Raw genomic sequence first — 14,117 nt, 5'->3', positions numbered from 1 at the left:
TCTGACCACATAAAGAGAACACATTATGTCTTATGCCCAAATTACTGGCTGGGGTAAATGTATACCACCAGCAAGCATCAGCAATGATGAAATTAGCAATATTGTTGATACCAATGATGAATGGATCACAACACGTACAGGCATCAAATCTCGCCGTGTCAGCCATGTTTCTACTGCCGATTTAGCGACCGTTGCCGCAAAGCAAGCCCTTGCTTGTGCTGGTGTTGATGGTAAAGACATTGATCTTGTACTTCTTGCGACTTGTACACCATCAACTATGGTGGCAAATACGGCCTCTTTAGTGCAGAAAAACATTGGTGCGGTTGGCGCAGCAGCAATGGATACTAACGCTGCATGTTCAGGCTTTTTATATGCATTACAAGCAGCAACGGCACAAATTCGTGCAGGCATGATCAAAAAAGCGGTTGTTATTGCTGCTGAGCGCATGACTTGGTACATCAACTGGGCGCGTCGCGACAGTGCTGTATTATTCGGTGATGGTGCTGGTGCGGTTGTTTTAGAAGCTTCAGATACACCATCAGGTTTACTTGCGACTAAAACAGGCTGTGACAGTGAAGACCGCGATATCTTGCACATCGAAAACTTTGGTAGCGATTTAAATAAGTACGAGCCAATTGGCCCGTCTAACTTATTATTCGAAGGTCGCGAAATCTTCAAGCGTGCTGTTAAAGGTATGAGTGAAGCTTGTGACGACGTGCTGAACCAAGCACAGTTAGAGCTTGATGACATTGACGTATTAGTTCCTCACCAAGCCAATTTACGTATTATCCAAGCTATTCAGCAACGTTTGAAAGTAGCTGATGAAAAAGTAATGGTGAACATTGCCGACTACGGTAATACGTCTGCTGCAACAATTGCGATTGCAATTTGTGAAGCTGTTGAGCAAGGCCTTATCAAACCTAACTCAAACATTATGTCAGCGGCCTTTGGTGCAGGTTTAACGTGGGCGGCAAGTTACATTAAATGGGGCGAACGCGTGACACCTATTGCAGTGTCTGATGCAGCCTTACCTGAGTGTGATAAAACAGGCCTTGAACTTGTTGCACCAGCTGTTGCAGCATGTAAAGCGGCAGAATAATACCCCTATTATTTATAGAAAAGCGCGGCTTAGTCCGCGTTTTTTTATGAGCAAAAAATGGACTATATAATGGAATTATTAGGCATACATCACGCTGCAATCATTTGTAGCAACTATGAAAAATCAAAGCATTTTTATAATGAAGTATTAAAACTGCCGATTATCCACGAACTATACCGTGCTGAACGTAACTCGTATAAGTTAGATTTAGCACTTCCTGATGGTAGCCAATTAGAATTGTTTTCGTTTCCTGGAGCGCCACAAAGACCCAGCTATCCAGAGGCACAAGGGCTACGCCATTTGGCGTTTAAAGTTGCTGATATTGCAAAATCTAAGCAGTACTTAGAACAACAAGGCATTTCGGTTGAAGAAATAAGAGTGGATGAAATCACCGGGAAGCAATTTACGTTTTTTGCCGATCCCGATGATTTACCGTTAGAGCTTTACCAACTCTAGATTATTGGAAGCGATCTTGTAAGTAATTGAACACGGCGCGAATACCCAATGCCTCACCACCTGTAGGGCGACCTGGTAATGCACGTAAGTTCCAAGCCATAACATCAAAGTGAACCCAAGGAGTACTTGGCTCAATAAACTCTTTTAAATAAAGAGCAGCAGTGATCGCACCACCAAAAGGAGTGGAAGCACAGTTAGCAATATCAGCTACGTCACTTTTTAATAATGCTTTATATTGATCAAATAACGGAAGTTGCCATACAGGATCATGGCAGCTTTCGCCTGCATCCATCAATTTGTTAGCAACATCACGGTTATTTGCGAAAAAGCCCGGTAATTCAGTGCCGAGGGCTACACGACAAGCACCAGTCAGAGTTGCAAAATCAACGATAAGATCGGGGTTATCATTTTGTGCTTCAGCAAGTGCATCACACAGCACTAAACGACCTTCAGCGTCCGTGTTATCAATTTCTACTGTGATCCCTTTGCGAGTTTTGATCACATCACCTGGTCTAAATGCATTTCGAGAAACCGCATTTTCAACCGCAGGTACCAGTACTCGTAAGCGAATTGGTAAGTTGGCAGCCATAATTAACTGGGCAAGACCAATAACATGCGCGGCACCGCCCATGTCTTTTTTCATATTACGCATGCCTGAGCTTGGTTTTAAATCTAAACCACCTGAATCAAAACACACGCCTTTACCGACTAAGGTAATCTGTGGAGCATCTTTTGCGCCCCAGCGTAAATCAAGTAAGCGAGGCTTATTCTCAGACGCACGACCAACCATATGAATTGTCGGGTAGTTTTGCTCTAATAATTCATCACCAACCCACTCACTAAACTCACCATCAAAGGTGTCGGCTAAATCAGCCATCACTTGTGATAGGTGTTGCGGCATCATATCTGCAGCAGGCGTATTAACTAAATCACGCACTAAATTAATAGCACTTGCATGCTGCGATAGACGCTTAACTAAGCTTTCATCTTTAATAGCTAGTGTGGCACGTGGCGATGGTTTTTCTTTATATTCACTAAACTCGTAACCACCTAACACAAAACCCAGCGCTACTTGTTCTACAAATTTGTCATCACCTTGAATTTGATAACAACCTGCTGGCAGTTTTGTTGATAAGTCACCTGCTAACCAAAAGTCTTGTAAATCATTAACTAAACAATACACATGCTCAAGTGAACCGGTTTCACTATCAGCAATTAAGGCCATGCCTTTGTTTTTAAAATCACAATTCGTTAGCCAATTTTGTAAGGCTTGCGGCTGCTCGGTTAACCACGTTGATAGGTCAGCTTTAGCAATAAATGACAGGGGAATTCCCGTAGAAGAATGGCGAATTAATGAACTCATTAAACGACTCGATATAAAGAAAAGGTATTTAAGCATACCAATATCTTGATACAAAAGGTATAGGCAAAATCAGATAAGCAAAACCTAATCAGTCTTTGTTTTGCTTCTCTTTTTCTTCTTTTTCTACTTGTTGATCAATCTCTTTAATCGACTTATTGATATTGAATGAGCTAGGTAGCACATCAACACCAACCCATTGCCCCAGTTTTACAACCAAAGGAATTGTCACGGGTGCAAAGGGTAATACAGCAAATACGCCCAAACCGAGTCCTTTTAATATATCTAAAAATTGCTCATTGGCAGTATGCAATTCTTCTTTAGTAGCTTGGCCTTGGGTGTATCGCCTATAGATATGAAGCATCTCTTTTGTTTCTTGCTTTTCTTGGGCAAGTGCGATTTTAAGTGCTACCATAGCGCGCTTGAAGCGTAGAGTCTGACGCTTTTTGGTAATTTTAGCCACTCTGAATGGGGCTCGATGAATAACTTTGTATAATCGCATTTGGTTATTTTCACACAGCATGTGAAGTTCACAAAGCATAATTTACTTATATTAGTTTTTGTTTTATTCTTAATACTCTATTCGTAATTATTTTTCAGTATTAAACATGAACACACCTATACAACAGGCTGAGCCAAAACCCCAAAAGCCGGCCCCAGATGAATGTTGTGGTGGTGGTAGTTGTTGCCCATGTGTTTGGGATGAATACCGAGAAAAATTAAAGCAATGGCAATTAAACAACATTCCGCAACAAGCCTAATAGACCGTTCCAAATCCAATTTCGCTTAAAAACCAATCAAAAAATTCCTTTTTTAAAATATTTTTAGATATTTTATATACTTTCTTACGCTTAAAAGAAAAAACAAGAATAAATTATCCCTTTTGATTTCATGCACATAATTAAAAAAACAATAATAACGTGCAAATAAAAACGCCAAAAACAACATCGCATTAACAATTTGCAAAATAAATTTACAGGCTGTATAAGAGATTTACACCAAGTTTATTATTTAACTTCGGTGACATAATCATAAATATTCTAACTGGGGAAGTCAGAATGAAATTCAAAAATAATGCGCTACAACAAGCAATTAAATTTGCTCTAGCGACAACAACAGCAGGTCTGTTTGTGTCGGGTTCGGTTGTTGCTGCAGAGCAAGCAGCAGAAGAAACGAAAGTTAACAAAAACGTAGAAAAAATTGCCGTGGTAGGTACTCGTTCTGCGCCACGTTCAATCGGTGATTCACCGGTGCCAATTGATATCATTGGTGGTGAAGAGCTAGATAAAGGCGGCAACACCGATATGCTAGAGCTTTTAAAAGGCTCAGTTCCTTCTTTTAACGTTCACCAAAACCCAATTAGTGATGCAGCGTCACTTGTACGCCCTGCTAACTTACGTGGTCTTCCTTCTGACAGCACATTAATACTTGTTAATGGTAAACGTCGTCATCGCGCATCAGTTATTGCCTTCTTAGGTGGTGGTATCAATGATGGTGCTCAAGGTGCTGATATCTCAGTTATTCCAAGTATTGCCCTAAAGCAAGTAGAAGTACTTCGTGACGGTGCTGCGGCACAATACGGTTCTGATGCAATCGCTGGTGTAATGAACTTTGTATTAAAAGATGCCTCTGAAGGTGGTTCATTCGAAATTCGTCAAGGCGAATACTACGAAGGTGATGGCGATACAACACAAATTTCAGGTAACGTAGGTCTACCATTTACCGATAGTGGTTTTGCTAACTTAAGCTTCCAATATAAAACAGCTGATGCAACTAGCCGTTCAGTACAACGCCCTGATGCTGCGGCACTTAACGCAGCTGGTGTACCTGAAGTATCTTCTTTAGCACAAATTTGGGGGGCACCTGAAGTTGATGATGATATTACAATCTTTGGTAACATTGGTCTTGAGTTAAGCAACTCATCTGAATTCTACATGTTTGGTAACTACTCTGAGCGTGACGTACGTGGTGGTTTCTACTATCGTAACCCACACACTCGCCCAGGTGTTTACTCAAATGACGGCGGTGAAACACTGCTTGTTGGTGATTTAACTGGCGATATGAGCGGTAACTGTCCTACCGATATCATGATTGATGATAACGTTTTAGATAACCAAAGATACATCGATCTAGTTGCTAACAACCCAGACTGTTTTGCATTTAACGAAATGCTTCCAGGCGGTTTTACACCTAACTTCGGTGGTAACATCACAGATACTGCATTAACAATTGGTACTAAAGGTGAAATCACTTCTGGTTTCCTTGAAGGTGCTTACTATGACTTAAGCGGTACAGTTGGTTACAACGAATCTCGTTACTTCATCTACGACACAATCAATGCATCATTAGGCCCAGAAAGCCCGCGCGATTTCAGCCCAGGTAAATACTCACAGTTAGAGAAAAACTTTAACGCAGATTTATCAAAAGGTTTTGACTTTGGCTTAGCTTACGATGTAAACGTTGCCGGTGGTCTAGAATGGCACGAAGAAACATTCACAGTTGTTTCTGGTGACGAAGCGTCTTTCACAGCTGGCCCACTAACAGAACAAGGTTTTGGTATCGGTTCAAATGGTTTCCCTGGTTTCAAACCATCTGATGCGGGCGAGTATACACGTCGTAACTATGCTGCATACGTTGATGTTGAAGCACCATTCACAGAAGACTTCCTAATGGGCTTAGCACTACGTTATGAAGATTATGATTCATTTGGTTCAACAACTAACTACAAGTTAACTGGTCAATACCACTTAACTGAAGACTTAAACATTCGTGGTTCAATCAGTACAGGTTTCCGTGCACCAACTGTTGGTCAAGCAAATGTAAGTAACGTTCAAACAAACCTAAGCAGCGGTGTTCTTGTTGACTCAGCACTTTTACCACCAACAAACCCAATTGCCGTGCAATTAGGTGGTACAGAGCTTGAACCTGAAGAATCACAAAGCTATACATTTGGTGCAGTTTGGACAATTGGTGACTTATTCTTCACAGTTGACTACTACAACATCCAAGTTGATGACCGTATCAGTCAATCAGATAAAATTGAGTTAAGCCAAGCTGATAAAGACACACTTGAAGCAGCAGGCGTACCAAACGTACAAAACTTAGCGCAAGTAAGCTTCTTCACGAATGACTTTGATACAACAACCCAAGGTGTTGATGCTGTAGCTAACTACTCAACTGATTTGTTAGGCGGTAGCTCAACATTCAGCTTAGCGTATAACTGGAACGACACTGAAGTAACTAAGTCAACAGACATTACTGGTGAGTTTAAAGTAAGCCGTTTAGAAAATGACTTACCAAATCACCGAGCAACGCTTAGCTGGGCACAACAGTGGGAGAATTTCTCTGCATTTACACGTGTTAACTACTATGGCGAATACCAAGGCGTACACGTAGATTACGATGCAACAGCGAAAACAGCTGATGCTGCAGTAACGATTGATGCAGAAGTGACTTACTTCCTAACTGAAGAGCTTAGCTTCTCTGTAGGTGCGACAAACTTATTCGACCAAGAAGCAGAGAAACTTGATTTCTATGACAGTACTGGCATCCCTAACAATAACTGGGGTGGTAAATACTACGAAACGTCGCCATATGGTATCAACGGCGGCTTCTATTACGTGAAAGCTACGTATACTTTCTAAATAGAACAGCTTTCTAGGTTGAGCAATCAACCTAGAAAGTCGATACCCCGGATTTATTCTGGATATTTATAGTTAACCAAGGCGAAAGACATTTCGCCTTTTTCGTTTTATAGTAAATAAAAATAACAAATAACCCGCCATTCCTATGCTGTTACAAAAAGCGAATCAACTACTGAATGAAAACAAGCTTAAAGAGGCTGAGTTTCATTTTAAAACCATTCTCGATTCAGATCCTGAAAATGGCGAAGCGTTATTTGGATTGGGCCGTATTGCACTGCGTTTAGAACGTTATGATGCTGCGGTTTACCTTCTACAAAGAGCCTGTGAACGACTACCTCACATGCTTGAACCGCTCCATGCTCTTGCCGATGCTTTTAATGGCGTGCATTCACCGCAAGATGCATTAACTGTACTAGAATATGCTAAATCAATTGCCAGCCATAACCCTGAGCCACATTACTATCTTGCTCAGCATTATCTAACCTATGGTGAGCTAGACAAAGCGTACATTATTTTAAAGCATGCCCTTGGTATGGGAAATTACCCTGTAAAAGCATACATTTTATTTGAGTTAGTGCAGTTTGGACGTTTTAACAACGAACAAAATTACATAAATGAGCTACACCAGTTTTTAACTTTAACCAATAATCTGCGCTTAAAAATGGTGTGTTATTATGCACTGGGTAAAAGCTATGATCAGTTAAATGATACAGGACAAGCTTTTAACTACTTCAGCCTTGCTAATAAGCTACAAACAAAACTCACGCAGTTTAAAACCCGTGACTTAGTACCATTTTATCAGCGCATCATAGAGCAAAATACTGCCGAGCTAATTGATGCCAGAGACAAAACATTCACAGGCACAATCACACCCATTTTTATAATTGGCATGCCAAGAAGTGGCTCAACGCTGGTAGAGCAAATGCTGGCAAGCCACAATGACTTTGCCAGCCTTGGCGAAGATGCCAGTATCAGTAATCAGGTTGTTGCATACCTTGAACAACAAACGCAACTCCCCTACCCAGATTGCTTAGCAGAGCTGAACCAAGGGCTAATTAACAATGCCCGCAATATTTATATTGAACGAATAAAGCAAGCCCCAGTTGTGCGCCCCTTTATGATCAATAAGCTACCAGCTAACTATCAGTCACTTGGATTGATTTACTTACTCTTTCCTAACGCCAAGTTTATTAATATGCAGCGCGAGTATAATGCAATGGCTTGGTCAGTTTTTAGCAACTATTTTGCTGAAAACGAACCTTATTTTTGTTCACTCCCAGAGTTTAAACAGTATTTTGATTTGTATCAGCAGTTAATGGAGCATTGGCAAAACGTGATGCCAGAGGCGGTTTTTGATTTAAGCTATGAAGCACTTATCAGTGACAGCGAACAAACACTAACAGCCCTGTGTAAGTTCTTAAACATTGAGTACAGCACACAGTTTTTAGATTTTTATAAGTCAAAAAAACCGGTGGCAACGCTCAGCAAAACGGCTGTAAGACAGCCGTTAAGTGATAAAGCATTAGAGAAATACAAACGCTACGAGAGCGCAATGCACACGCTTATGCGTGAGTCTCAAACCAGTTCAACAAGTCAACAAATTGATCAAAACGCGCCTGTGGGTGAGTAAGCATATTTATGTGATCATAATCGACCTTATGGCCAAACTTACGGCCATAAATGGTCATCGTTTGCTTGCCGATGCCCGACTCTTCCATAAATTTTTCAATATCAATCGGCTGGCATAGGGCTTTATCTTTAATACCCGCCACATGCATAATGGGCGGCAGCGCCTTATCAGCTAATGCGTTGGCGTAATCAAAGCCATCGTCAGTATCGACCCAAGGTTTACGCTTAGCCCACTGCATACTTTGATAATGTGATTTACGGGTTTCATCATCACTGCCCCATTTCAGCTTTTTAGCAGGCACAAAACCATGCTTACGGGCAACTAATGGCGCCAAACCATACCAAATCAAATTACCTTGAATATACTTGCTTGGGTGATGGTTATACAAAGACCGTTTAGAACCAAAATAACCGCAGGCTTTCACATCATCAATCAACTCAGGAAAACGGGCAAACACACTGTTCATTAACACCCCGCCCCACGAGTGCGCCACCCAATAACGCGCAGGCTCGCCTTCAAGCTGCTTAATTTTATCTAAAAATGCAGGGATATCTTCTAAAATAGCCTCGGTTTGACCATACTTTGCATGCTTTGAAATCGCAGGTTTACTCTCACCACGACCACGTAAATCTGCCACATAGCAAACATAGCCATGCTCAGCTAAAAATGGCGCTAAACCTTTATTGCTGTGGGTGTAAAAGATTTTGCCATTTTCAACGGCACCATGCATAAAAAACACCGCAGGGCCTTTCGCATCAGTCTTACTGATACGGCGTAAATGTAAGGTTTGGCTTTCGGCGAGTTTAATAAACACCGATTCTTGTTTAATCGTCACGTTTGACCTTTTTATTCTTATAGACTCATCGTACCAGTGTTAAGTTACGCCAGTCTATTCAGCAAAGCAAGTTTTGGTGTGTGGCGATTGCCATTCAAAATGAGAATCTCAGGCACGATGAGATTTTGACTAAATTGTAACACCAATGCAGAGCCATTATTTATCGATGTTAGAAGTTCGAGTTACAGAAGCCTTTGGCTAAATGATCTCTAACAAAAAGGCTATGAAAAAGTGCTGAAGAAGTTTGTTTGGTGATTTTAATGCTACGTAATTAACATATTCTGGAGAGACGGCATTGTGCCATGTGCGGTCATTAGGCCATCATTGAGTGTGACTAGACGTTGAGCATGACCATATTAGGACAAAAATGTTTAGAGTATTTATTTGGTAGCTCAACACTAAGAGACTGATAATGCTTGGCTAAACTTGTGTAGCGAAGCGAAACTGAGCCAAGCGTTAGCAGTCACACCTTAATTGGCTTGTTATGTTTAATCACTAAGGCTAATGACACCCAAATTAAATTTATCCATTTCTTCTGGGTAATTTATTACAGTTGAATAAACCAAAGTTCCATTACAGCTTACTGTTACTTTATAAATATCGCTTCTAGATAATACCGTAAATCCTTCATTGAATTTTCCACTTACATCTCGGGTATAAAAGTTATGAATGATTTCGGCATCATTGGGGATTAATGAAAGCAAACAGTCTCCTTCTACTTCACCCGAAATAGAAACAACATTTTCACCTATTAATAATAATGAGCATCCGGAAACGACCCCAACACAAACGAGAATACAATATCGAATCATAAATTAAACATAATGCCATAATAAACAGCGCAAAATATCAGGCTAAACTAAGCGAAGAATGAGCGCAACCCCGCTGTTCTATGTCCATTGTTTAATTAATTTGTTCTGTTCTCTTTTTAAACTGTACGTATTTAACATGTACTTTATTACCGTCTGTACCAAATGCATTAGGTAAGACTATTGCTTTTCTCAGCCCTCTTAATATGACCCTTGAATGTATTCGTGGTGGATTAATACTCAATATTTTTAAATTTATTACTTTACCTTCATTTGATACATCAAATTCCACGGTGGCTTCTGTATTTGTTACTGCACAAGCAGAAGGTAAAGAAGAATTGAACCGTATTGTACTGGGTTCAAAAATACTGTCTTTACCTTCTATTGGTGCTGCGATGCTTATGGGCTCATCTAGCAAATCAACATCAGGGTCATTGCATGCTTTAGTTACGCCAAATTGGACACCAACCACAAGTAATAATGTGCTAATCATTATACCTCCTGAGAATATAACGCCGCGTTAAGGGTGCCGGCACGCAATACATAAGCTTCTGCAATGCACCGTAAACACTGAACCCAACGCAAACCAAAAATGCCACGCGTGCCAAATCCCTCTTAAACGCTTTGTTATGTGCGTACTTCCTGCTTCCAATAATTGTAAAGGTTTTCAATGTCACAGGAGCAAAGGTGCTTAATACCGCCCTTTAAAACGCTCTCAGGCCAATCCCACCACTGCATTTCAAGCAACATGGCTATCTCTGACTCCGAAAAACGGAACTTAATATGTTTTGCTGGATTTGAACCGACAACCTCATATGGCGCTACATCTTTGGTTACGACAGCTCTACTTGCGATGATGGCGCCATGACCTATTTTGACGCCAGACATAATCATTGCTTCTGAACCAATCCAAACATCATTGCCAACTACAGTATCACCTGCGCGTTGAAATCCATCAGTAGCATCGGCGAAAATCTCATTGTCTTGGTAAAAGAATGGAAATGTACTAATCCAATCGTTTCTATGCCCCTGATTTCCCGCCATCATAAACACCGCGCCGGAGCCTATTGAACAGAAACTACCGATAATAAGCTTATCAACATCATCTCTGTCCGGACTGAGATAACGAGCACAGTCATCAAAGCTATGGTTGTGATAGTAACCAGAATAGTAGCTATGCTTGCCTACAATAATATTCGGGTTTGTCACTTGTTGCTTTAACGTGATCCCCGAAAAAGGAGATTCAAAATAATTCATAATCTTAATTTATCCTAGAAGCACATAACGCTTTGCTAAGGGGCAATTGACTGTTGGCAATACTTGCGCGAAGCGCCAAGCCAACTGTTAATTGTCCCAGTGAGTTTACGAACGAACTTGAGCAACTTGTTATAAGCCATCTTTAGCACCATGCGTAAACAGTAAAAACTTGGGGGCATAACCCGTAAATACAACATGCCCTGATATATATGACATACCAAACGTCACGATACCTAATAGCCAAATACTATGATCATATGGTTCAGTGAACGCAAAAGTTACCGTAGCTAAAATAGCAAACAATGAGAGTACAAAGATGAAACCCGCAAGCACCCTAAAAGGAGTTCTAACTTTAGCTAATTGTTCCTTCGGTAAACTCATATCTTCCTTTGGCTTATAACGCTTGGCTAACCGGCGCAAAATAGCAGGCTAAAATTAGCGACGAAGGAGCGCAAGCCTGCTGTTTTGCGTCCCTAGGTTTAGGCACTTGTTATGTATTTTTTAACCTTAGCTTATACAAACCAGTTAACCTTTTTGATAAGCCCATACAAATCATCACTGCATAGAGCAATGCAACAATATTCCACCCTAGATAAATTAGAACTCCAGTATTAATAAAGCTATTAATATACAAAGCCCAACCTAAATTTCGGTCTATTGCTCCTTGGGCAAAGTCAGTACTATTTACTGTAAATAAAGCAACAGTCCCCATTAACGCAAAAATGAAGAAAAGTACTGAAACAGGATAATAAATCCACACAACTTCAAAATATGCACTTAAAGCGAAGATTATGGTGATTATTGCCCACCTAATTGTTTTCATACTCAAAACCTAAGAAATACATAACGCTTGCCGTAAACGGCACAAAATAGCAGGCTAAAATTAGCGACGAAGGAGCACAAGCCTGCTGTTTTGTGTCCTTTGTTTAACGGCCTTGTTAGCAGTTGCTTTGTTTCCGCCATGCTCTTATTTTTTTAACTAAAGAGACTTCATTTTCACCAGCTACTGAAGAGCCATAAAACTGCGGGTTAATTTTGAAACCATAAGGCCCCATAACTCTGTACTCTGGAGCAACTGAGATAATTACGAGACCGGCTTTTAGGCCTCCAGTAGCTCTATGAACTGGATTTTTGCAACCTCTCACGGCTTTTTTAGGTATGGTCTTCATCCCAAAAACTGTGCAAACTTTTAAAGAATCAGAGTTAAGCTCCAATGCTCTACCACGTGGGAAGAACAGCATTATTTGATAACCAAATTCACACAATACAATCCATATGAGACACGCAACAAAAACAATAAAGTAAAAATCACTTAACTCATTAAAATTAACAACGCTATCAACAAGATCTTGCCACAAAGCATTGATCAGCCACACTCCACCAATAAAAAGAAGTATGTTCAGAATTAATGTTGATAATTTGAAGGTAAAATTTTCGTTGTTCACTTTTGACTGCTAACGCCCTGTTAATGGGCGGATTACGCTTGGCTAAAATTAGCGAAGAATGAGCGCCAGCCAAGCAGTAAGGCGTCCATTTTAAACAGCTTGTTAGGTTACGAACCTCAATCTACATTGTGATACTGTGCTGCTTGTTCGTAACAGTTAACACATACGACTGACATTTGATTAAACTCTCTGAATCTTTCTGTCATGCCGTCCTCTTCCTCAAAAACAGCCTCACATTGATAACACCAAGCTTGAAGATCATTTGGAACGCTTGAATTTTCAATGAAACCGAGAGGCTCTCCCTCAGGTTTGACAAGATGACCACATAGTACGGCAGCCACTCGCTTTCCATGCTTACCGCAATCAATATACATCGGTTCTATATCTGTACTCATTAGTAACCTAACGCCCGCATAATGGGCGGATAAAGCTTGGCTAAAATCGCGAAGAATGGGCGCCAGCCAAACTTTAGACGTCCATTTTTAATGCGCTTGTTAGGTGTACTTACACTCAAATGTTTTGTGTATATGCATTAATACCAATTAATTCGGAAACACCATTACCCGATTTTAAAGCGAAATTTATTGAAGAAACAAACATATCCAATGATAAAACTTCAAATTGAACCGTAAATTTTGCTGAATTCGATTCGCCATCTGAAACTGAAATAAATACAGCAGTATGGCCAGCAGAATCGATGCAATAAAACTTAAGAAAACAGTGTCCATAAGATGAGTCGACTTCACCTACTTCGAAGATTATTTCATCCGAATTAGACTTGGGAAAACTAGACAAATTTTCTGCGAGATCACGCAGCGATTGAGCATTAAAATACTGCTCCGTTTCTCCTGCGAATCGCTCATTGCATGCCTTAACCCATATTTTGGATGGATCATCTTGCAAAAACTCGAGCTCTAATCTGGGTTGCATCTATATGTACACCTAACGCCCAGCACAGCGGCTGGCAAAGCTGGCACGTAATTGCGCAGCAATTTGAGTGACAGGTTTGACAGTCCGTTGCTGCTGCTTGTTAAGCATTTCTTGCTCCTGAAACTGGATAACCCCACTCGTTTTCTTTACGGACTATGAAATACCATAAATCCGAACCATTTTTCGGTGTTTTAGCTGATGAGGTGTAAATACACTCGCCATTTGAGCTTGTAGTTAGAAGCACTTGCTCGATAACTTCTTCTTCCATTCTCGATCCTTTAGAAATTATCTTCAACTCGAACAGTTCGTCATTCCATGGTTCTCCGAGAGGCCGAGATAGCTTAACCTGAATATGCAATCTAGATTCTGAATCCAATTCACAACTAGTTTCAGTGCTTGGCATCCAGTCCGGCCTTAATCCCTCAGAAAACTCCTTCCTTACCTGAATTATGGATGGTTCATAGCCTTGGTCAGCTTCAATTTCACCTATGCATCCCCAGCAATCACCACCACAATCGATCGATAATGGATCACCCTTAACTTCTAGTTCTCTATTGCAAATGTGACAATGTGAATTCATAGGACTGATGCTTAACATTTTAGTATTTATGCGACACGCAGTTTGTGTTGCATAATCGCTTGTTGGACTGAG

The 14,117-nt window shown here is 40.6% G+C and carries 17 protein-coding genes; 5 read left to right on the top strand and 12 right to left on the bottom strand.

Annotated elements, in window-relative coordinates:
* Positions 1 to 25 precede the first annotated feature (25 nt).
* Together VRK28_RS09760 and gloA2 are read left to right on the top strand one after the other, a co-directional pair.
* Positions 26 to 1,099, top strand: coding sequence for a ketoacyl-ACP synthase III (locus VRK28_RS09760; RefSeq protein ID WP_054563970.1), 1,074 nt, complete (start codon positions 26 to 28; stop codon positions 1,097 to 1,099).
* Between the two features lie 69 nt (positions 1,100 to 1,168).
* Positions 1,169 to 1,555 (top strand): SMU1112c/YaeR family gloxylase I-like metalloprotein, encoded by a 387-nt coding sequence (gene gloA2, locus VRK28_RS09755; protein ID WP_062565543.1) that lies wholly within the window; start codon positions 1,169 to 1,171, stop codon positions 1,553 to 1,555.
* Position 1,556: 1 nt separating this feature from the next.
* On the opposite strand, the gene VRK28_RS09750 is transcribed toward gloA2, so the two are convergent.
* Positions 1,557 to 2,918: a leucyl aminopeptidase family protein gene (locus VRK28_RS09750; protein WP_054563996.1), complete on the bottom strand. Its 1,362-nt coding sequence runs from the start codon at positions 2,916 to 2,918 to the stop codon at positions 1,557 to 1,559.
* An 88-nt stretch (positions 2,919 to 3,006) separates the two neighbouring features.
* Positions 3,007 to 3,417 carry a hypothetical protein gene (locus tag VRK28_RS09745; RefSeq protein ID WP_054563995.1) on the bottom strand — a complete coding sequence of 137 codons (411 nt, stop codon included), beginning with the start codon at positions 3,415 to 3,417 and terminating at the stop codon, positions 3,007 to 3,009.
* 106 nt (positions 3,418 to 3,523) lie between these two features.
* Here VRK28_RS09745 and VRK28_RS09740 point away from each other — a divergent pair, with 106 nt between their 5' ends.
* The 3 genes from VRK28_RS09740 (at position 3,524) to VRK28_RS09730 (ending at position 8,189) form a co-directional block, all read left to right on the top strand.
* A complete protein-coding gene (locus tag VRK28_RS09740; protein ID WP_082401749.1) occupies positions 3,524 to 3,676 on the top strand; it encodes an oxidoreductase-like domain-containing protein in 153 nt (50 codons plus the stop codon).
* 297 nt (positions 3,677 to 3,973) lie between these two features.
* Positions 3,974 to 6,559, top strand: a complete 2,586-nt coding sequence (locus VRK28_RS09735) for a TonB-dependent receptor plug domain-containing protein (protein ID WP_062565544.1) — start codon at positions 3,974 to 3,976, stop codon at positions 6,557 to 6,559.
* A 145-nt stretch (positions 6,560 to 6,704) separates the two neighbouring features.
* Entirely contained in the window at positions 6,705 to 8,189 is a 1,485-nt protein-coding gene (locus tag VRK28_RS09730) for a tetratricopeptide repeat-containing sulfotransferase family protein (protein WP_062565545.1), read from the top strand.
* Here VRK28_RS09730 and VRK28_RS09725 read toward each other — a convergent pair.
* The 10 genes from VRK28_RS09725 to VRK28_RS09680 form a co-directional block, all read right to left on the bottom strand.
* Positions 8,122 to 9,024 carry an alpha/beta fold hydrolase gene (locus VRK28_RS09725; RefSeq protein WP_062565546.1) on the bottom strand — a complete coding sequence of 301 codons (903 nt, stop codon included), beginning with the start codon at positions 9,022 to 9,024 and terminating at the stop codon, positions 8,122 to 8,124. The two genes, VRK28_RS09730 and VRK28_RS09725, sit on opposite strands and share 68 nt — an antisense overlap.
* Positions 9,025 to 9,512: 488 nt before the next feature.
* Entirely contained in the window at positions 9,513 to 9,728 is a 216-nt protein-coding gene (locus VRK28_RS09720) for a hypothetical protein (protein WP_063527368.1), read from the bottom strand.
* A gap of 199 nt (positions 9,729 to 9,927) precedes the next feature.
* Positions 9,928 to 10,326 carry a hypothetical protein gene (locus VRK28_RS09715; RefSeq protein ID WP_062565547.1) on the bottom strand — a complete coding sequence of 133 codons (399 nt, stop codon included), beginning with the start codon at positions 10,324 to 10,326 and terminating at the stop codon, positions 9,928 to 9,930.
* Positions 10,327 to 10,460: 134 nt separating this feature from the next.
* Positions 10,461 to 11,090, bottom strand: a complete 630-nt coding sequence (gene catB, locus VRK28_RS09710; protein WP_062565548.1) for a type B chloramphenicol O-acetyltransferase — start codon at positions 11,088 to 11,090, stop codon at positions 10,461 to 10,463.
* 129 nt (positions 11,091 to 11,219) lie between these two features.
* On the bottom strand, positions 11,220 to 11,471 hold the full coding sequence (locus VRK28_RS09705) for a hypothetical protein (RefSeq protein ID WP_062565549.1): 252 nt from the start codon (positions 11,469 to 11,471) through the stop codon (positions 11,220 to 11,222).
* 109 nt (positions 11,472 to 11,580) lie between these two features.
* Positions 11,581 to 11,913: a hypothetical protein gene (locus VRK28_RS09700; protein WP_062565550.1), complete on the bottom strand. Its 333-nt coding sequence runs from the start codon at positions 11,911 to 11,913 to the stop codon at positions 11,581 to 11,583.
* Between the two features lie 115 nt (positions 11,914 to 12,028).
* On the bottom strand, positions 12,029 to 12,535 hold the full coding sequence (locus VRK28_RS09695; protein ID WP_062565551.1) for a hypothetical protein: 507 nt from the start codon (positions 12,533 to 12,535) through the stop codon (positions 12,029 to 12,031).
* A 116-nt stretch (positions 12,536 to 12,651) separates the two neighbouring features.
* Positions 12,652 to 12,930, bottom strand: coding sequence for a hypothetical protein (locus VRK28_RS09690; RefSeq protein ID WP_055022527.1), 279 nt, complete (start codon positions 12,928 to 12,930; stop codon positions 12,652 to 12,654).
* A 115-nt stretch (positions 12,931 to 13,045) separates the two neighbouring features.
* Positions 13,046 to 13,465 (bottom strand): hypothetical protein, encoded by a 420-nt coding sequence (locus tag VRK28_RS09685; RefSeq protein WP_062565552.1) that lies wholly within the window; start codon positions 13,463 to 13,465, stop codon positions 13,046 to 13,048.
* A 100-nt stretch (positions 13,466 to 13,565) separates the two neighbouring features.
* A partial coding sequence (locus VRK28_RS09680; RefSeq protein WP_332393854.1) for a hypothetical protein occupies positions 13,566 to 14,117 on the bottom strand: 552 nt, incomplete at its 5' end.

It is taken from the genome of Pseudoalteromonas sp. P80D2, from assembly GCF_036680945.1.
GTDB lineage: Bacteria > Pseudomonadota > Gammaproteobacteria > Enterobacterales > Alteromonadaceae > Pseudoalteromonas > Pseudoalteromonas shioyasakiensis.
The sequence above is the reverse complement of the archived record's forward strand: the minus strand, read 5'-3'. Positions and strand labels throughout refer to the sequence as shown.